The sequence below is a fragment of the Arthrobacter sp. NEB 688 genome (assembly GCF_013201035.1).
In the GTDB taxonomy this organism is placed as follows: domain Bacteria; phylum Actinomycetota; class Actinomycetes; order Actinomycetales; family Dermatophilaceae; genus Phycicoccus.
In genome coordinates, this window is record NZ_CP053707.1 from 1952094 (window position 1) to 1971440 (window position 19347).

General features: G+C 75.4%; 16 protein-coding genes. 10 read left to right on the top strand and 6 right to left on the bottom strand.

Annotation, left to right across the window (positions count from 1 at the left end):
- Positions 1-57: 57 nt before the first annotated feature.
- Positions 58-1014 (bottom strand): hypothetical protein, encoded by a 957-nt coding sequence (locus HL663_RS09255; protein ID WP_173028121.1) that lies wholly within the window; start codon positions 1012-1014, stop codon positions 58-60.
- A gap of 168 nt (positions 1015-1182) precedes the next feature.
- On the opposite strand from HL663_RS09255, the gene HL663_RS09260 reads away from it, so the two are divergent.
- Together HL663_RS09260 and HL663_RS09265 are read left to right on the top strand one after the other, a co-directional pair.
- The gene (locus tag HL663_RS09260; protein ID WP_173028122.1) at positions 1183-3648 is read left to right on the top strand and encodes a GcvT family protein; all 2466 of its coding nucleotides are present in this window, start codon (positions 1183-1185) and stop codon (positions 3646-3648) included.
- Between the two features lie 17 nt (positions 3649-3665).
- On the top strand, positions 3666-3944 hold the full coding sequence (locus HL663_RS09265) for an Rv1322 family protein (protein ID WP_173028123.1): 279 nt from the start codon (positions 3666-3668) through the stop codon (positions 3942-3944).
- Positions 3945-3951: 7 nt separating this feature from the next.
- Here HL663_RS09265 and HL663_RS09270 read toward each other — a convergent pair whose 3' ends face one another.
- Together HL663_RS09270 and ccrA are read right to left on the bottom strand one after the other, a co-directional pair.
- Positions 3952-5178, bottom strand: coding sequence for an AI-2E family transporter (locus HL663_RS09270; protein ID WP_173028124.1), 1227 nt, complete (start codon positions 5176-5178; stop codon positions 3952-3954).
- Positions 5179-5251: 73 nt separating this feature from the next.
- Positions 5252-6592, bottom strand: a complete 1341-nt coding sequence (ccrA, locus tag HL663_RS09275) for a crotonyl-CoA carboxylase/reductase (protein WP_173028125.1) — start codon at positions 6590-6592, stop codon at positions 5252-5254.
- 185 nt (positions 6593-6777) lie between these two features.
- On the opposite strand from ccrA, the gene HL663_RS09280 reads away from it, so the two are divergent.
- Positions 6778-8751: a hypothetical protein gene (locus tag HL663_RS09280; protein WP_173028126.1), complete on the top strand. Its 1974-nt coding sequence runs from the start codon at positions 6778-6780 to the stop codon at positions 8749-8751.
- A gap of 4 nt (positions 8752-8755) precedes the next feature.
- Here the strand turns inward: HL663_RS09280 and mce are convergent, their stop codons facing one another.
- Positions 8756-9193 carry a methylmalonyl-CoA epimerase gene (mce, locus tag HL663_RS09285; RefSeq protein WP_173028127.1) on the bottom strand — a complete coding sequence of 146 codons (438 nt, stop codon included), beginning with the start codon at positions 9191-9193 and terminating at the stop codon, positions 8756-8758.
- A gap of 137 nt (positions 9194-9330) precedes the next feature.
- On the opposite strand from mce, the gene HL663_RS09290 reads away from it, so the two are divergent.
- Positions 9331-10530 carry an acetyl-CoA C-acetyltransferase gene (locus HL663_RS09290; protein WP_173028128.1) on the top strand — a complete coding sequence of 400 codons (1200 nt, stop codon included), beginning with the start codon at positions 9331-9333 and terminating at the stop codon, positions 10528-10530.
- 5 nt (positions 10531-10535) lie between these two features.
- Entirely contained in the window at positions 10536-11501 is a 966-nt protein-coding gene (meaB, locus tag HL663_RS09295; protein ID WP_173030088.1) for a methylmalonyl Co-A mutase-associated GTPase MeaB, read from the top strand.
- Positions 11502-11518: 17 nt separating this feature from the next.
- Here the strand turns inward: meaB and HL663_RS09300 are convergent, their stop codons facing one another.
- Positions 11519-14050 carry a glycoside hydrolase family 65 protein gene (locus HL663_RS09300; protein ID WP_286176025.1) on the bottom strand — a complete coding sequence of 844 codons (2532 nt, stop codon included), beginning with the start codon at positions 14048-14050 and terminating at the stop codon, positions 11519-11521.
- Entirely contained in the window at positions 14047-14784 is a 738-nt protein-coding gene (locus tag HL663_RS09305; protein WP_173030090.1) for an HAD family hydrolase, read from the bottom strand. Before HL663_RS09305 ends, HL663_RS09300 begins: the two co-directional genes overlap by 4 nt.
- Before the next feature lie 89 nt (positions 14785-14873).
- Between HL663_RS09305 and HL663_RS09310 the strand changes: the two genes are divergently transcribed.
- The 5 genes from HL663_RS09310 to HL663_RS09330 all read left to right on the top strand — a co-directional run bounded on the left by HL663_RS09310 (position 14874) and on the right by HL663_RS09330 (position 19335).
- Positions 14874-15389, top strand: coding sequence for a MarR family winged helix-turn-helix transcriptional regulator (locus HL663_RS09310; RefSeq protein WP_173028129.1), 516 nt, complete (start codon positions 14874-14876; stop codon positions 15387-15389).
- Positions 15390-15496: 107 nt separating this feature from the next.
- Complete coding sequence (locus HL663_RS09315) at positions 15497-16204, top strand: hypothetical protein (RefSeq protein ID WP_173028130.1); 708 nt, start codon at positions 15497-15499, stop codon at positions 16202-16204.
- Positions 16201-17232, top strand: a complete 1032-nt coding sequence (locus HL663_RS09320) for a DUF8094 domain-containing protein (RefSeq protein ID WP_173028131.1) — start codon at positions 16201-16203, stop codon at positions 17230-17232. The genes HL663_RS09315 and HL663_RS09320 overlap by 4 nt, the downstream gene beginning before the upstream one ends.
- 43 nt (positions 17233-17275) lie before the next feature.
- Positions 17276-18280, top strand: coding sequence for a tetratricopeptide repeat protein (locus HL663_RS09325; RefSeq protein WP_173028132.1), 1005 nt, complete (start codon positions 17276-17278; stop codon positions 18278-18280).
- A gap of 2 nt (positions 18281-18282) precedes the next feature.
- Entirely contained in the window at positions 18283-19335 is a 1053-nt protein-coding gene (locus HL663_RS09330; RefSeq protein WP_173028133.1) for an alpha/beta hydrolase-fold protein, read from the top strand.
- Positions 19336-19347: the final 12 nt, after the last annotated feature.

Consider the following 19347-nt stretch of genomic DNA (forward strand, 5'->3'; position numbering starts at 1 on the left):
CAGGCAACACGCAGGGTTCTCGTCCGGGACGTCTGCGTGTTGCCTCCTCTCGAGGCGTCACCCCAGCCGGAGCGCGCTCGGGTCGAGGCCGAGCGCGCGGGCGAAGCGCCGGAGCAGGTCGCGACGGCGAGCGGGATCGCGGTGGTCCTGCGCGTAGATCTCGAGCACGGTCCACCCCTCGTCGAGGAGCAGGCCGGTGCGCCGCGCGTCGGCGCTGCGCGCGGCGATGCCCCCGTGCACCTCGCCCTGGTACTCGCCGACGACCCGCTGCGGCGTCCAGACGAGGTCGCCCTCGGCGAGCCATCCACCGCCGACGGCGTGGACGGGGGCGCACATCGCCGGCTCGGGGAACCCGGCCCGGACGAACATCAGCCGGCTGCGGGTCTCCATCGGGGAGCGCACCCCGGGTCGCACGAGCGGCAGCGCCGCAGCGAGCAGCCGTCTTCCGCGGGGTGCGTCGCGCGCGTCGAGGGCGCCCCGGAGCGGCGCGACGGCCGACCCGACCTCCGTGGGCGAGCGCAGGACCCCCGGCCCGGCCCACCGGGAGGCCACCGCGTCCCCGACGACGACGAGGTCGTCGAGGTCGAGCCCCGGCCGGCCGACGGACGCGAGGTCGACCCACGTGTCGGCGAGGCCGGTGACCCGCACACCGTCGAGCACGACGACCTCCCGCCGCTCCAGCCCCCGGTGCGGACGGCACCCCGCCCGCTCGACCCGCCCACGGCCGGTCGGCCGCATCACGTCGAGCAGCGGGTCTCGCTCGGGCACCGGCGGCAGCGGCAGACCGTGCAGCCGGGCCGCCGTGACGTGCGAGAAGGCGGAGTCCGTGGGCAGGGCCAGGGCGAACGCGCGGGCCCGCGCGCGCAGGTCCTCGGGGACGGCGAGGGCCCGGACCCCCTGGGTCACCCGGTGCAGGCGCTCGTCGCGCCAGTCGTGGTCCGCCAGCCCCCGGGCGCGGGCGTCCGCCAGCGACAGCGGACCACCCGGGAGCGGTGGCAGGCGGCGCGGGGACATGGGTCGAGCATCGTCGGCGCAGCGGGTGCGCCGAGGTCGTCATCCACAGGCCCGCGCGAGGGGGAGGGAACACGCCGACGTGCGGGCGCGAACGCCTGCGTGTTGCCTCCTCTCGAGCGGCGCGAGGGGCGTGACCGGGCGGGGCGGGCGACCCCCTAGGCTCGGCGCGTGAGTGCCGCAGCGTTGCCGTCCCGCGCCCGTGTCGTCGTCGTCGGCGGGGGTGTCATCGGCACCTCGGTCGCCTACCACCTCGCGCAGGCGGGGGAGAGCGACGTCCTCCTCCTCGAGCGCGACCGGTTGACCTCCGGCACGACGTGGCACGCCGCGGGCCTCATGACCTGCTTCGGCTCCCTCAGCGAGACGAGCACCCGGCTGCGGCTGTACTCCCGCGACCTCTACGGGCGGCTCGAGGCCGAGACCGGGCAGTCGACGGGCTTCAAGCCGGTCGGGCTCGTCGAGGCCGCGGCCGACCGCGACCGCCTCGAGGAGTACCGCCGCGTCGCGACCTTCCAGCGGCGCCTCGGCCTCGACGTCGAGGAGGTCTCGCCGGCGCAGATGGCCGACCTCTTCCCGCTGGCCCGCACCGACGACCTCGCCGGCGGCTTCCACGTGCCGGGCGACGGCCGGGTCAACCCCGTCGACCTGACGATGGCGCTCGCGAAGGGCGCGCGGGCCCGCGGCGTGCGCGTCGCCGAGGGCGTGCGCGTCGAGCAGGTCCTCACCCGTCGGCGCGGCGTCGTCGAGGAGGTGGCCGGCGTCGTCACCGACCGCGGCACCGTCGAGTGCGACGTCGTCGTCAACGCCGCCGGGATGTGGGCCCGCGAGCTGGCCGCGCAGAACGGCGTCGTCGTGCCCAACCAGGCCGCCGAGCACTACTACCTCGTGACCGAGCCGATCGACGGGATGAGCGCCGACGCACCGGTGTTCGAGGACCCCGCGTCCTACGGCTACTACCGCGAGGAGGGCGGCGGCATGATGGTCGGCCTCTTCGAGCCGGTCGCCGCCGCGTGGAAGGTCGAGGGCATCCCGCGCGACTTCTCCTTCGGCACGCTCCCGCCCGACACCGACCGCGTCGGCCCCTTCCTCGAGAAGGCGATGGCCCGCGTGCCCGTCGTCGAGACCGCCGGCATCCGCACCTTCTTCTGCGGCCCCGAGTCGTTCATGCCCGACCTCGCGCCGGGCGTCGGCGAGGCCCCCGGCATCCACGGCTACTTCGTGTGCGCCGGGCTCAACTCGGTCGGCATCCTCTCGGCCGGCGGGCTCGGGCGCATCCTCGCCCACTGGGTGCTCACGGGCCGGCCGGACGTCGACGTCACCGGCATCGACGTCGCCCGCTTCCGCGACCACCAGCTGCTGCCGGAGCACCGCCGCGCGCGCACCGCCGAGGTCCTCGGCACGGTCTACGCGGCGCACACGCCGGGCGTGCAGCTGACGACCTCCCGGGGCGTCTTCCGCTCGCCCGTCCACGACCGCGTCATCGCGGCCGGCGGGTACCTGCGCGACGTCTCGGGCTGGGAGTCGGCCGCCTGGTACGCCGGGCCGGGGGAGACCCCGCGGGCCGAGCCGACGTGGGGCCGTGCGCCCTGGTTCGAGCGGTGGGAGGCGGAGCACCGGGCCGTCCGCGAGGCCGCGGGCCTGTTCGACATGTCGTTCATGGGCCGCTTCGCCGTGCGCGGCCCCGACGCGCTCGCGGTGCTCGACCACCTGAGCGCCGGCGACCTCTCGCTCGACGGCCGGATCACCTACACCCAGTGGCTGGCCGACGACGGCGGCCTGCTCGCGGACCTCACGGTCACGCGCCTGGCCGAGGACGACCTGTTCGTCGTCGCCTCCGACACGCAGCACGCCCAGGTCCTCGGGATGCTGCGCCGCGCGCTCGGCGACGCCGACGCCACGGTCACCGACGTCACGCAGGACGCCGCGATGCTGAGCCTCCAGGGGCCGGCCTCGCGAGCGGTGCTCGACGCGGTGGCGCCCCGGACCGACTGGAGCGACGACGCCTTCCCCTTCCGCGCCGCCCGGACCGTCGACGTCGACGGGACGGAGGTGCTCGCCGTGCGCGTCACGTACGTCGGCGAGCTCGGCTGGGAGCTCTACGTCCCGGCCGCGGCCGCCACGGCCGTCTGGGACCGGCTCCTCGACGCGGGCGCGCCCCACGGGCTGCGGCCCACCGGCCTCGCCGCGCTCGGCAGCCTTCGCCTCGAGAAGGGCTACCGCGACTACGGCCACGACGTCGACGGCACCGACGACGTGCGCACGGCGGGCCTGGCCTTCGCCGTGGCGACCGACAAGCCGGGGGGCTTCCGCGGCCGCGACGCCGTGCTCGCCGGTGCGCAGGCGGGCCCGCCCCGCCACCGCGTCGTCTCGCTCGTCGTGCGCGACCCGGAGCCGCTGCTCTTCCACGGCGAGGTCGTCCTGCGCGACGGCGTCCCGGTCGGCGACGTCCGCAGCGGCTCCTACGGCTGGACCGTGGGCGGCGCCGTCGGCCTCGCCGGCGTCGAGCACGAGAACGGCGTCACGGCGCAGTGGCTGCGCGAGGGCCCCTGGGAGGTCGACGTCGCCGGGACGCGGTACCCGGCCGAGGTCTCGCTGCGCCCGCCGTACGACCCCACGTCCGCCCGCGTGCGCGCCTGAGCGGCAGACTGGTCGACGTGCCCCGCTCCAACCGTCGCCGCCGCGACCTCGAGTCCCGCCCGCTCGGTGGCTCGACCGAGGTCGCGACCGAGCAGTGGCGCGGGCGGCCGTGGCACGTCCGCCGGCTGACCGGCGCGACGTCGAGCCGCGAGTACCGCTGCCCGGGCTGCCACCAGGGCATCCCCGTCGGCACCGCGCACGTCGTCGCGTGGCCCGCGACCGGCGTCGGGGGCGTCGAGGAGCGGCGGCACTGGCACACCCGCTGCTGGGCCTCGCGGCACGCCGCGCAGCCCTGAGCCGACCTCAGGCCTCGCGCTGGCGCGGGACGAGGACCTCTTCGTAGAGCAGCAGCAGGCCGGCGGCGACGGGGATGGCGAGCAGCGCCCCGAGGACGCCGAGCAGCGCCCCGCCGGCGAGGGCCGCGACGACGGTGACGGTGCCGGGCACCGAGACCGTCTGCTGCATGACCCGCGGGGCGATGACGTAGTTCTCGACCTGCTGGTAGACGACGTAGTAGACGACGACGACCAACGCCTTCTGCGGCTCGTCGAAGAACGCGACGAGGGTGACGATGGCGGCGCCGAGGGTCGCGCCGACCATCGGGATGAGCCCGAGCAGGCCGACGGTCACCGCGAGCACCGCGGGGTACGGCACGCCGACGATGCGCAGCATCACGTACGACAGGAGCGCGTTGAGGCTCGCGATGAGCACCTGCCCGCCGGCGTAGGCCCCCACCCGCCGCATGATCTCCTCCGAGAGCGCGACGACCCGCGGCCGCCGGCTCATCGGGACGAGCGCGTAGGCCGCGGTCTTGACGCGGGGCATCGAGACGAGCAGGTAGAGGGTCAGCACGAGGACGGTGAGCACCTGGAAGGTGCCGCTGAGGACGGCCCGCCCGGCGCCGAGGAGGCCGCCGAGCAGGCCCTCGACGAAGGACTGGTCGGTCAGCTTGGTGACGAGCTCGCCCTGGAGGCGGTCGATGACGTCGTAGTGCCGGTCGAGGTCGCGCGCCCACCGGGCGTCGAGGAGGTCGCCGACGTACTCGGGCGTGCGCGCGGCCAGGGCCGATCCCTGGACGACGACCGTCGGCAGGACGAGCGAGGCGATGGCGGCGATGACGAGCAGCAGCCCGCCGAAGACGGCCGTGACGGCGAGCGGCCGCGGCAGCCACCGCTCCGACAGCCGCCCGACGAGGGGGTCGAGCGCGAGGGCGAGGAAGAACGCGACGAGGAGGATGGTGATCGTCGTCGCGAGGCGGCCGAGGCCGGTCCACAGCCCGACGGCGAGCAGCGCCCCCGTGGCACCGAAGAAGCCGATGTAGAAGGGCGAGTGCCGGTTGAGCGGCTGGCCGGCCGACCCGTAGCGCAGCAGCGCGGCGGTGCCGGGGTCGAGCGCCCCCGGCGGGAGCGAGGCGAGGTCGCCGTCGACGGGGATCGCCTCGGGGTCGATGTGGTTGCTCCGCTCGAGCACCTGCCGCTGGCGTCGCCGGTAGTCACCCCACCGGGACACCGGGCCCCACACCGTCGTCATCCTCACCGGACACCTCCGGCCCACACCCTAGTGCGGGGTGCGGGCCGGGGGCGGAGGGTCCGGGGGATGTCGCTCAGGCGTCCCGGAACCGGTTGATCTCGGTCTCGAAGAGCGCGCGCTTCGCGGGGTCGGTGACACCGAGACCGGCCTCGGGCGAGAGGGTCAGCACCCCGACCTTGCCCTGGTGGGCGTTGCGGTGGACGTCGAGCGCGGCCTGGCCGACGTCCTCGAGCCGGTAGGTCTTGGAGAGCGTCGGGTGGACGATGCCGCGGTCGACGAGGTCGTTGGCCTCCCAGGCCTCGCGGTAGTTCGCGAAGTGCGAGGAGAGGATCTTCTTGAGGTTCATCCACAGGTAGCGGTTGTCGTACTCGTGGAGGTAGCCCGACGTCGACGCGCAGGTGATGATCGTGCCGCCCTTGCGCGCGACGTAGACGCTCGCGCCGAAGGTCTCGCGGCCGGGGTGCTCGAAGACGATGTCGACGTCGTGCCCGCCGGTCAGCTCACGGATCTTCTTGCCCAGGCGCTGCCACTCCTTGGGGTCCTGCGCGGTGCCCTCGTCGTTCCAGAACCGGTAGCCCTCGGCCGAGCGGTCGATGATGAGCTCGGCGCCCATCGCCCGGCAGATGTCGGCCTTCTCGGGGGAGGAGACGACGCAGATGGGGGTGGCGCCGCCCGCGAGGGCCATCTGGGTGGCGTACGAGCCGAGGCCGCCGCTCGCGCCCCAGACGAGCACGCGGTCGCCGAGCTTCATGTGGGCGCCGTTCTTGCTGATGAGCTGGCGGTAGGCCGTCGAGTTGACGAGGCCGGGGGAGGCCGCCTCCTCCCACGACAGGTGTGCCGGCTTGGGCATCAGCTGGTTGGCCTTGACGATCGCGAGCTCGGCGAGACCGCCGAAGTTGGTCTCGAAGCCCCAGATCCGCTGCTGCGGGTCCATCATCGTGTCGTCGTGGCCCTCGGCGTCCTCGAGCTCGACCGAGAGGCAGTGCGCGACGACCTCGGTGCCCGGCTTCCACTTGGTGACGCCGGGGCCGGTGCGCAGGACGACGCCCGCGAGGTCGGAGCCGACGACGTGGTAGGGCAGGTCGTGCCGCTTGGCGAACTCCGAGGTGCGGCCGTAGCGCTCGAGGAAGCCGAACGTGGAGACGGGCTCGAAGATCGAGGTCCAGACGGTGTTGTAGTTGATGGCGCTGGCCATCACCGCGACGAGCGCCTCGCCGGGCGCGAGCTCGGGGGTGGGGACCTCCTCGACGTGGAGGGACCGGCGCGGGTCCTTCTCCTTCGTCGGGAGCCCCTCGAACATGTCGACCTCGTCCTTGTGCACGGTGGCGGCGCGGTACGAGCTGGGGACGGCGATCCCCGAGTAGGTCTCGGGGGTGCGGTCACCGGAGAGGATGGCCTCGCGGATCTGGTCCATGGGGTCGTGCTCCTTCGGTGCTGGGCAGCGGTTGCCGGTGAACCTACTGGCCGGTCACCGGGGCCGGTACCGCCTGAGACGGCAGTCACCCGTGACGCCGGTCACGGCGCCGGCAGCGGGTGGGCGGCCGCGCGGGATACCGTTCCGGTGTGTGTCCCGCGCCCATCCGTCGACCCCTGCGCGCCGTGGTAGGTGCGCTCGTCGCGACGGCGTGCGCGGTGCTCGGCGTGGTCCTCGGGTCGGCGCATCCGGCCCTGGCCGCGACGACGGCCGACCCCGTCCCGGTCGTGGTGGTCGGGGCGCCCGGGCTCGCGTGGTCGGACATCGACGGGGCCCGCACGCCGTGGCTCTCGCGGGTCGCGGCCGAGGGGGCCGTCGCGTCGCTGACGGTGCGCGGGCCGCACTCGCGCGCCTGCGCGGTCGACGGGTGGCTGACGCTCTCGGCCGGGCGGCGGGCCGGTGGTCCGACGGCCACCTGTGAGGCCCCGGCCGCTCCGGTCGACGGAGCGGTGCCGGGCTGGGGTGCCTACGTCACCGCGGCCCGCGACGCCTCGTACGGCGCGGTCCCCGGCACGCTCGCGCAGCGGCTGGCCGACGCCGGCCGGTGCGTCGAGGCCGTCGGCCCGGGCGCCGCGCTCGCGGCCGCCGGCGAGGACGGCCGGGTCGGCGCGTACGCCAGCGACGTCCCCGCCACCCCGTCGTGCCCGGTCCTCCTCGTCGACGCCGGGACGCTGCCGGCCGACCCCGACGCCCGGACGGCCGCCCTGCGCCGCCTCGACGCGCTCGTCGAGGGGGTCCTGCGCTCGAAGAGCCCGCAGACCCGCCTCGTCGTCGCGGGGGTCGGTGACGGCGACTCGCCGGTCCGGCCCCGCGCGGTCGTCGTCTCCGGGCCGCCCGCGGGCGTCCTCACCTCGCCCTCGACGCGCCAGCCCGGCCTCGTGCAGCTCCAGGACCTCACCGCGTCGGTCCTCCAGTGGTCCGGCGCCGACGCCACGGGGCTGACCGGGCGGGTCGTCACGGCCGAGGCCGACGACGTGCCCGGGCCGGAGCGCGTCGCCGCCCGCGACGGGTTCGAGGTCCGGGCCGCGACGCTCCGCGAGGTGAGCCCGCAGGTCACGGGCTGGCTCGCCACGGCCTTCGTGGTGTGGTGCGCGGCCGCCGTCGGCGTGCTGCTGCGCCGTCGCCGCACGGGTGGGCGCACCGACCGGGCGCCGCAGTGGCTCGTGGCCGCCGGCACGGCGGTCGCGTCGGTCCCCGTCGCGACCTTCGTCGTCAACGTCGTGCCGTGGTGGTCGACCGGCCGCCCGCGCCTGGCCTTCGCCGGGGCCCTCGTCGCCGCCGTCGTGCTCGTCACCCGGGCCGCGCTCGCGGCCGGGCGACGGCACCGGTTCGGTGTCGCGCTCGTCGTCGGGGTGGTGACCCTGGTCGTCCTCGGGGGTGACGTGCTCGCCGGGTCGCGCCTGCAGCTGTCGTCGGTCTTCGGGCAGAACCCGACCGTCGGCGGGCGGTTCTACGGGTTCGGCAACACGAGCTTCGCGCTCTACGGCGTCGCCGTCCTCACCGTGATGGCCGTCGTCGGCGCCTGGGCGCACCCGCGCCGGCGGGTCGCCGTGGGGCTCGCCGCGCTCCTGCTCCTCCTCGCGACCGCGCTCGAGGGGCACCCCTCCTACGGCGCCGACTTCGGCGGGCCACCCGGTCTCGTCCTCGGCGGGCTGCTCGTCCTCGCGGTCGCGGCCGGCCTGCGGCTCACCGTCGTCCGCGTCCTCGTCGCGGGGGCGGCGGTCGTCGTCCTCACGCTCGCGCTCGCGGTGCTCGACTGGCTGCGGCCCGCCGCGGCCCGCACGCACCTGGGCGAGTTCGTCCAGACGGTGCTCGACGGCGGCGCGGACGACGTCGTCGGGCGCAAGCTCGCGCAGAACCTCACGAACCTCGGGTCGCCGCCGCTGCTCGCCATCGCGGCCGCGGCGACCGTCCTGCTCGTCGTCGCGTGGCGCACCGGGTGGCGCGTCCCCGCCCCCGGCGGCGTGCTGCTGCGGGCCGCCGTCGTCCTCGGGGTCGTCGGGTTCGCGGTCAACGACTCCGGGCTCGTCGTCCCGGCCTTCGTCCTCCTGCCGCTGCTGCCGGTGCTCGCGGCCGCCGGGCGCGCCCCCGACGCCTGAGCGGTCAGTGCGCGGCGTCGGCCGCCGGCTCGACGAGCTCGACGAGGATGCCGCCCGCGTCCTTGGGGTGGACGAAGTTGACGCGGCTGTTGCTCGTGCCGCGCTTGGGGGTGTCGTAGAGCAGCCGCAGCCCTCGCTCGCGCAGGGTCGCGCACACGGCGTCGATGTCCTCGACGCGGTAGGCCATCTGCTGGATGCCGGGGCCGCTGCGGTCGAGGAACTTCGCGATCGTCGACTCCTCCGACAGCGGCGCGAGCAGCTGGATGCAGGAGCCGGAGTCGCCGACGCCCATCATCGCCTCGCGCACGCCCTGCTCCTCGTTGGTCTCCTCGTGCAGCTTCGTCATCCCGTAGGCGCGCTCGTAGAAGGCGACCGCCTCGTCGAGGTCCCGGACGGCGACACCCACGTGGTCGATGGCGGTGAAGAGCTCGGTGGCGGTCATGCGACCAGCCTAGGTCGGGGCCGCGCGGGCCGCGGGGACACGGTGGTGAGCGTCACCGTGCCACGGGGTCGGCAGCGTCACGAGGCGCCGACTAGCATCGGGAGGATCCCCTCGGACCCGACCACGGAGGCCCCCGCATGTCCACCGACCCGACCGTCATCGTCGCCGGCGCCCGCACCCCGATGGGGCGGATGAGCGGCTCCCTCAAGGGCTTCAGCGGGTCCGACCTCGGCGGCTTCGCCATCAAGGGCGCCCTCGAGAAGGCCGGGGTCGCGCCCGACCGGGTCGACTACGTGATCATGGGCCAGGTCCTCACCGCCGGCGAGGGCCAGATCCCCGCCCGCCAGGCCGCGAGCAAGGCCGGCATCCCGATGACCGTCCCGGCGCTGACCATCAACAAGGTCTGCCTCTCGGGCATCGACGCCATCGCCCTGGCCGACCAGCTGATCCGCGCGGGCGAGTTCGACGTCGTCGTCGCCGGCGGCCAGGAGTCGATGACCAACGCCCCGCACCTGCTCGAGAAGAGCCGCGACGGCTTCAAGTACGGCGACGTCACCCTGCACGACCACATGGCGCAGGACGGCCTCTGGGACGCCTTCACCGACCAGGCGATGGGCCTGCTCACCGAGACCGCGAACACCGGCGACGTCGCCTTCACCCGCGAGCAGCAGGACGAGTTCTCCGCCCGCAGCCACCAGCTCGCCGCCCGCGCCTGGAAGGACGGCCTCTTCGACGACGAGGTCGTCACCGTGAGCATCCCGCAGCGCCGCGGCGAGCCGGTCGAGTTCAAGAGCGACGAGGGCATCCGCCCCGACACGACGACCGAGTCGCTCGGCGGCCTGCGTCCCGCCTTCAGCAAGGAGGGCACCATCACCGCCGGCTCCGCGTCGCAGATCAGTGACGGCGCCGCGGCCGTCGTCGTCATGAAGCGCTCCAAGGCCGAAGAGCTCGGTCTCGAGTGGCTCGCCGAGATCGGCGCCCACGGCGTCGTCGCCGGGCCGGACTCGAGCCTCCAGAGCCAGCCGGCCCGCGCCATCGCGAAGGCCTGTGCGCGAGAGGGCATCTCGCCCACCGACCTCGACCTCGTCGAGATCAACGAGGCCTTCGCGGCCGTCGGCCTCGCGTCGACCAAGGAGCTCGGCCTCGACGCCGACAAGGTCAACGTCAACGGCGGCGCCATCGCGCTCGGCCACCCGATCGGGATGTCCGGGGCGCGCATCACGCTGCACCTCGCGCTCGAGCTCAAGCGCCGCGGCGGCGGCGTCGGTGCGGCCGCCCTCTGCGGTGGCGGCGGCCAGGGCGACGCCCTCGTCGTCAAGGTCCCGGCCCGGGGCTGACCCCGCTGGCCGCGGCGCGCGACGTCGACGTCCCCTCCCTCGTCTCCGCGGCGAGGGAGGGGAGCCCGCGCGCCGTCGCCCGGCTCATCTCGCTCGTCGAGGACGCCCACCCGGCCCTGCGCGAGGTGATGGCCTCCCTCGCCCCCGACGCGGGGCGCGCGCACGTCGTCGGCCTGACCGGCGCCCCCGGGGTCGGCAAGTCGACGACGACGAACGCGCTCGTCGCCGCCCACCGGGCCCGCGGACGGCGCGTCGGCGTGCTCGCCGTCGACCCGTCGTCGCCGTTCTCCGGGGGTGCCCTGCTCGGCGACCGCATCCGGATGTCGGAGCACGCCGCCGACCCGGAGGTCTTCATCCGCTCGATGGCCTCGCGCGGCCACCTCGGCGGGCTGTCCTGGGCGGCGCCGCAGGCCCTGCGCGTCCTCGACGCCGCCGGCTGCGACGTCGTCCTCCTCGAGACGGTCGGGGTGGGGCAGAGCGAGGTCGAGGTCGCGGGCACGGCCGACACGACGGTCGTGCTGCTGGCCCCGGGCATGGGCGACGGCATCCAGGCGGCCAAGGCAGGCATCCTCGAGGTGGGTGACGTCCTCGTGGTCAACAAGGCCGACCGCGAGGGGGCGTCGCGCACCACCCGCGACCTGCGGCACATGGTCGAGATGGCCGACCGGGGCGAGACGGGGTGGCGCCCACCGGTGGTGAGGATGGTCGCGACCTCCGGGGAGGGCGTCGGGGACCTCGTGGAGGCCGTGGAGGACCACCGACGACACCTCGGGGAGGCGGGGCTGCGCGACCGCCGGCTCGCCCGGGCCGCGCGCGAGGTCGAGGGTCTCGCGCTCGAGGCGCTGCGGGCCCGTGTCGGCGGGGTCGCCGGGGCGGACCGCCTCGACGCGCTCGCCGCCGAGGTCGTCGACGGCCGGACCGACGCGTGGGCGGCGGCCGACCGGCTCGTCGCGGCGACCCGGGACGCCTGAGGGCCTGCGCCCGGCCGTCAGCCGGTCCAGGCGTCCGGCGCCTCGGCGACCTCGAAGGGCATCGGGTCGGGGACGCCGGCGGTGATCCGGCTGCCGTCGGCGCGCGTGCCGCCGGTCTGCGGGCGCTTGGGCAGCAGGCCGTCGACCCGGGGACCCTGGTGGGCGAGGGCGACCACGGTCGGCGCCCCCGCCGACACGACGTGGTCGACGCCGCGCACGGTCACGGGCACCTCGCCGGCGCCGTCCTCGACCTCCATCACGAGCTCGGACGCGGTGAGCCGCACCGCGACCCGTGTGCCGCGCCAGGTGAGCCGGAAGACGACCGAGCCCCACGCCGCGGGCAGCCGCGGGTCGAGCGAGAGGCGCCCACCGTGGTCGCGCATCCCGCCGAAGCCGCCGACGAGGGTCGCCCACACGCCCCCGGCCGAGGCGATGTGGAGGCCGTCGACGGTGTTGTCGTGGAGGTTCGCGAGGTCGACGTAGAGGGCGTCGTGGAAGTACTCCAGCGCCGCCTGGTGGTAGCCGACCTCGGCCGCCACGACGGACTGGACGACCGCCGAGAGCGTGGAGTCGCCGGTGGTGATGGGGTCGTAATACTCGAAGTCGGCGCGCTTCTGCTCGGGGGTGAAGCGGTCGCCCTGGAGGTAGAGGGCCAGCACGACGTCGGCCTGCTTGAGCACCTGGAAGCGGTAGATGACGAGGGGGTGGTAGTGCATGAGGAGCGGCCGCAGCGACGCCGGCGTACGGCTGAGGTCCCAGACCTCGCGGTCGAGGAAGAAGTCGTCCTGCGGGTGGATCCCGAGGCCCTCGTCGAAGGGGATGTGCATCCCCGCGGCGCAGCGGCGCCACTCGGCGACCTCGTCCGGGGTCACGCGCAGGCGGTGGGCCAGCCGGGCCCAGTCCTCGGGTCGCTCGGTGCGCAGGCGGTCGGCCGCGGACGCGGCCTGCTCGAGGGTCGAGCGGGCCATGACGTTCGTGAAGAGGTTGTTGTTGACGACCGTCGTGTACTCGTCCGGCCCGGTCACCCCGTGGATGTGGAAGCTGTCGGTGCCGTTGCTGCGCCAGAAGCCGAGGTCCGCGTAGAGGCGGGCGGTCTCGACGAGGATCGGCAGGCCGTGCCGGACGAGGAAGTCGACGTCGTCCGTGGCCGCGAGGTACTGCGTCAGGGCGTGGACGACGTCGGCGTCGATGTGGACCTGCGCGGTGCCGGCCGCGTAGTAGGCCGAGGCCTCCTCGCCGTTGATCGTGCGCCACGGGAAGAGCGCGCCGCGCTGCGACATCTCGCGGGCCCGGTCGCGCGCCGCCGGGAGCATGAGGCTGCGGAAGCGCAGGAGGTTCCGGGCGGTCTGCGGCTGGGTGTAGGTGAGGAAGGGGGCGACGTAGATCTCGCTGTCCCAGAAGTAGTGACCCTCGTAGCCCGAGCCGGTCACGCCCTTGGCGGGCACGCCCATCCGGTCGGCCCGGGCGCTGGCCTGCGCGAGGGAGAAGAGGTTGAAGCGCACCGCCTGCTGCACGGCGTCGGCGTGCTCGTCGGCGGTGTCGACCTCGACGTCGCTCGCGGCCCAGAAGGTGTCGAACCACGTGCGCTGCACGGCGTGGTGGTCCTGCACCGTGCGGCGCACCGCGCGGTCGAGGGTGCGCTCGCAGCGGTCGCGCAGCTCGGGCACGGGCAGGCTGCTCGAGGTGTGGTACGCCACGAGCTTCTCGACGCGGATGGTGTGCCCCTCGCGCGCCTCGACGCGGTAGACCGCCTTCGTGAGGTCGTCGCCGTCGCGCACGACGACCTCGTAGGGGTCGTCGATGGAGACGCGGTGGTCGGCGGCGACCGCCACCGTCATCCCCGAGCTCGCGCAGCGGTGGCCGAGCACCTGCCGGTCTTCCGTGGCCGTGTGGAGGCGAGGGAGGAGGACGCGGCCCTCGAAGGCGGAGGCCTTGCGGGGGTCGCTCGTCGTGAGGCGGCTGCGGGCCGGTGCGTGGTACTCGTCCTCGCCGTCCTGGCGGTTGAGCAGCTGCGACGAGACGACGACCGGGGCGTCGCCCTCGAGCATCGTCACCTCGAGGGTGAGCACCGCGAGGTGGCGCTCGGTCATCGAGACCATGCGCGTGGAGTCGACGCGCACCCGCTTGCCCGACGGCGTGCGCCAGACGAGCGAGCGGCGCAGCAGGCCCGCGCGGAAGTCGAGCACGCGCTCGTAGTGCTCGAGGTCGGCCACCCCGACGACGAGCGGCTCGTCGTCGACGTAGAGCTTCATGAGCTTGGCGTCCGGGACGTTGACGATCGTCTGGCCGGTCCGCGCGAAGCCGTACGCGGACTCGGCGTGCCGGATCGGCCAGGTCTCGTGGAAGCCGTTGACGAACGTGCCGTGCTCGTGCGCCTCGCGGCCCTCCTCGGGGTTGCCGCGCATCCCGAGGTAGCCGTTGGCGACGGTGAAGAGGGTCTCGGTCAGGCCGAGGTCGTCCATGTCGGGGGCGCACTCGACGAGCTGCCAGGGGTCGGCGGGGAACCGGAGCCGGTCGACGGGGTCCGGGCCGGTGGCGGTGGTCCTCACGCGAGCTCGCCGAGGTCGGGCACGACGAGGTCGGCGCCGGCGGCGGTGAGGGCCTCGGCCCCGGCGCCCCGGTCGACGCCGACGACGAGGCCGACGTGGCCCGCGGCGCCCGCCCGCACGCCGGAGACGGCGTCCTCGACGACGACGGCGGTGGACGGCTCGGCGCCGCACACCTGCGCGGCGTGCAGGAAGGTGTCGGGCGCGGGCTTGCCCGCGAGGCCCAGCTCGCGCGCGACCTGCCCGTCGACGACGGTGACGAAGCGGTCGGTCAGGCCCGCGGCGGCGAGCACGGCCGGGGCGTTGGCCGAGGACGAGACGACGGCCAGCGGCGTGCCGAGGTCGCGCAGGTGGTCCAGGAGGGCGACGGAGCCGGGGTAGGGGCGCACGCCGTCGCGCTCGAGGACGGTCCGGAAGGCGCCGTTCTTGCGGTTGCCCAGCCCGCAGACGGTCTCGGCGGACGCGGGGTCCTCGGGCGAGCCCTGCGGCAGGGTGATGCCCCGCGCCGCGAGGAGGTCGGCGACGCCCTCGTAGCGGGGCTTGCCGTCGACGTGCGCGAAGTAGTCGGCGTCGGTGTACGGCGAGGTGTCGGCGTCCTCGAACCCCGGGCGCGAGGTGTCGAGCCCGCCGAGGAAGGCGCCGAACATCTCCGCCCAGGCCGCCATGTGCACCTCGGCGGTGGGCGTCAGCACGCCGTCGAGGTCGAAGAGGACGGCGGCGTACGCGTCCCAGGCCACGCTTCTCGAGCCAGTCACGGCCACCACGGTAGGGACCCGGGGGCCGGACGCGCGAACCCCGTGCGTGTCGCGTTCGCTAGCGTTGAGGGGTGAGCGAGCCGGTCCGCCTCCCGTTCGACCCGATCGAGCGGGCGCGGGAGCTGTGGGTGGCGCGGTGGGGCGAGGGGTCGCGGGCGACGTCGATGGCCACCGCCACCTCGGTCATGCGCGTCCAGCAGCTCCTCCTCGGGCGCTTCGACGCCATCGCCGGGCGGCACGGGCTGACCTTCGCCCGCTACGAGGCGCTCGTCCTGCTGGCCTTCAGCCGCGAGGGTCGGCTCTCGATGTCCAAGGTCGGCGAGCGGCTCATGGTCCACCCGACGAGCGCGACGAACATCGTCCAGCGGCTCGTCGCGCAGGGCTTCGTCGAGCGCGTCCCGAACCCGACCGACCGGCGCGGCGCCTTCGCCGTCATCACCGACCCCGGGCGGGAGGCGATGGAGGCCGTCACGCGCGACCTCGAGGCCGCCGACTTCGGGCTCGGGACCCTCTCGCAGGAGCAGCACGACCTCCTGTTCTCCCTGTTGCGGGAGGTACGGGTGGGGTCGCGCGACTTCCTTCCCTGAGAGCACGGGATTTGTCGGGACCCCCGGGCGTTTGTCATCGTGGAGGGATCGCCCAACGCCCGACCGACCCGGCGCGGGGCGTCCCCGGACCCGAAGGAACCCTCTCGATGCTCAGGACACTCACGCGGGTGGCCGGCGCCCTCGCCGCCCTCGTCGGGCTCGCCCTCACGGCGACCGGCGTGTGGTTCGCCGCCGCCCTCGGTGGCAGTGGCACCGCCGAGTTCACCACGAAGCCCAGCCCGGGCGCCCCGGTCGTCATCACCCCCGACGTCCTCAACCGGGTCGACGCCGACGTCAGCGTCAGCGCCACCCCGTCGCGCGGCGCCTCCCTCTGGATGGCCCGCGCCAACCCCTCCGACGCCTCCGCCGTCCTCGGTGACGGCCGACGCGTCGAGGTGACCGGCGTCTCGGTCCGCGACTGGGCCCTCACGACGGCCGGCCGGGGGACCGGCGAGCCGGCCGAGACCGGGACCGCGGACCTCTGGCGCCAGCAGGACGACGCCGAGGGGCCCGTCTCGCTGACCGTCGAGCAGGCCGACGCCCCCGAGAGCGTCGTCATCGCGGCCACCGGCGGCTCGGTCGAGCAGGTCACCCTCACCGTCGTCGACAAGCGCTGGTTCGTCGAGTCCGTCGTCGCCGCGCTCGTCGGCCTCTTCCTCCTCGCCGCCGGCGCCGTCGCGCTCTGGCCGCGCCGGAGCCGTCCGGCGGCCGCCGCCCCGGACGTGCCCGCCCCGCCGTCGGCCGACGCGCCGGCGCCCGAACCGGCCGCCGCCCGCCCCGCCGACGCCCCCGACGCCCCGGAGGACGCCCGATGACCCCCACCCGGATCCCGACCACGCTGCGGCCCCGCCGCCGGACCGCCCTCGCGGCGGCCGCGGTCGGCCTCGCCCTCGCGAGCAGCGGCTGCGGTGCCACCGACGCGCTCGTCGGCGTGCACCCCGCCCCCGCGGAGCAGGCCGCCACGGCGCCGCTCGACGAGGACGGCGCCACCGCCATCGCCACCCGCCTCCTCGCCGCCGCGGCCGCCGACGCCGCGACCAAGGGCGAGAAGGGCCACGACGCCCGGGCGAAGGTCCTCGCCGGCGACGCCCTGACGGTCGCCGACACCACCGCGGCCCGCGGCGCGGCGCCGAGCGCCGAGGCCGACCTCGCCAAGCAGCCGGCGCCGACCGTGCTCGCGCAGTCCCGGGGTCGCGAGTGGCCGCGGGCCATCCTCGCGACGACCCTCGACGAGACGACCTCGACCCAGTCCCTCCACGTCATGGTGTCGCGCAAGCCGACCGAGCCCTACCGCATCGAGTCCTCCGTGCCGATGCTCGCGGGCTCGCGCCTGCCGAGCCTGGGCTCGGAGGGCGGCGGCGCGCCGTTCGTCGACGCCGAGGACGGCGAGGGGCTCGTCATGTCGCCCGCCAAGGCCTTCGACGCCTACGCCGCGGCCCTCGCCCGGCCGGCCCCCGAGAAGGCGCCCGCCGACGTGACGACCGACGACCCCTTCGGCCAGGCCCTCGAGGCCTCGGCGGCCGTCCAGGCCAAGGCCCTCGGCAAGCTCGCCCGCCTCGAGCAGGAGCACGAGCCCGACCTCGACGACGCCGTGGCCTTCCGGCTGGCCGACGGCAGCGCCGTCGCCTTCGGCCTGATGCGCCGCACCGACACCATCACCGTCGGCTCGGGCGCCAAGGAGCTCGTCCTGCCCTCGCGCTACTCCTCCCTCGTCGGGAAGAAGAAGGTGACCCGGTCGGTGCGCCTCACGAGCCTCGAGCCGCTCGTCCTCGTCGTCCCGTCCGAGGGCGAGGTGTCCGCCATCGGCGCCACCGAGCTCCTCTCCTCCGGGAAGGGCAGCTGACCCCGGTCCCGCAGGACGGCCCGCGGTGCGCGAGAATCCGACCATGACGCAGACTCCCGACCCCGCCGGCGCCCGGGGCGCCGTCGACCTCTCCGCCGTGGCGGCGATGACGACGCCGGGCGCCGCGACCGCCGGCGACGGCGCGTCCGCCGGGCCGGTGCCCGGGCAGCCCGCGCCCGCCGCCCCCGCCCAGCGGGCCGTCCCGGACGGCCTCGTCGTCGAGGTGACCCCCGCGACCCTCCAGCAGGCCCTGACCCGCACGGTCAACGTCGCCGGGCTGCTCGTCCTCTGGTCCTCGAGCCACCCGCAGACGCGCCAGCTCATCGACACCGTCGCGGCCGTGGCCGCCCGGCAGGAGGGGCGCGTCCTCGTCCTCACGGCCGACCTCAGCGGGCACCCCGAGCTGCTCCAGGCCTTCCAGCCGCTCCTCGTGCAGGCCTTCGGCCAGCCGACGGTGCCGGCGACCTTCGGGCTGCTCCAGGGCCAGCCCGTGCCGCTGTTCCCGGGCATCGCCGACGAGCAGCAGGTCGGCCAGGCCGTCGAGCAGCTCCTCCAGGCGGCGGTGCAGAACGGCATCACCGGCCGCGTCGACCTCGGCCCGGTGCCCGGCGGCGACGCCGACGAGGAGGAGGCGGTCTCGCCGCTGCACGAGGCGGCCTACGAGGCCATCGAGCGGGGCGACCTCACCGCCGCCGCGCAGGCGTACGAGCAGGCCATCGCCGCGGACGCCTCCGACGAGGACGCGCGGCTCGGGCTCGCCCAGGTGCGCCTCATGGAGCGCACCCAGGGCGTCGACCTCAACGCCGCGCGGGCCGCCGCCGCCGCGGACCCGGCCGACGTCGAGGCCGCCTGCGTCGTCGCCGACCTCGACGTCCTCGGTGGTCACGTCGAGGACGCCTTCACGCGCCTCGTCGACCTCGTCCGCACGAGCGCCGGTGACGAGCGCGACCGCGCCCGCACCCACCTGCTCGGGCTCTTCGACGTCGTCGGCGCGCACGACGAGCGGGTCCGCAAGGGGCGCACCGCGCTCATGAGCGCCCTCTTCTGACGGTGTCCGACGTCGTCACCGACGAGACCCTCGAGCTCGTCCTCGACACCGACGACGCCACCCTGACCGGGGTCTCGCTCGACTGCGACCCCGCCGTGCCCGGCCCCCGGGAGTTCGCGGCGGTGCCGGGCGGGTGGCGGCTGGTGCTGCCGCGGCCGGCGCTCGGGCGCATCGAGTACCGGCTGGCGCTGCACCGCGGCGAGGCCACCGAGGTCGTCTGCGACCCCGGCAACCCGCTGCGCGTCCAGACGGCCTTCGGGGACCGCTCGGTGCTGGAGCTGCCCGGGTACGCCCCGCCGTGGTGGCTCGACGCCCCGGTGGCCGCGGGACGCCTCACGCCGATGGCCGTCGCGGGCGAGACCGCCGACGACGTGCCGGTCACCGTGTGGACCCCCGAGCAGCTCGCCGACGACGAGCCGGCGCCGCTGCTCCTCGTCCACGACGGACCCGAGTACGACCTGCTCGCCGGCATGACGCGCTACTCCGGGGCGCTCGTCGCGGCCGGCGTCCTGCCGCCGCACCGGGTCGCGCTGACCCATCCGGTCCTGCGGGACGCCTGGTACTCCGGCTCGCCCGGCTACCTGCGCACCGTCGCCGAGGCGGGGCTGGACCGGATCGCCGCGACGCACCCCGTGTCGGCGCCCGTCGTCGTCGTCGGCGCCAGCCTCGGCGGCCTGACCGCGCTCCTGCTCGCGCTGGCCGCGGCGCCCCGGGTGGGCGGGGTCGTGGCGCAGTCCGGCTCCTTCTTCCAGGTCCGCCACGACGACTCCGAGAGCGGCTTCCGGTACTTCGGACGCATCTCGCGGGCCGTCCAGGCCGTCCTCGACACCCGGCACACCGACCACCCGCTCGTCGTCGGGATGACCTGCGGCGCGCTCGAGGAGAACGCCGCCAACAACCGCGACATGGCTGCCGCCCTGCGCCGGGCGGGCCACGACGTGCGCCACCGCGAGGTCGACGACCTGCACTCCTACACCGCGTGGCGCGACGCCCTCGACCCCACGCTCACCGAGGTCCTGCGGACGCTCTGGTGCTCGGAGCGCGAGCCGGCCTGAGGCCCGGCTAGG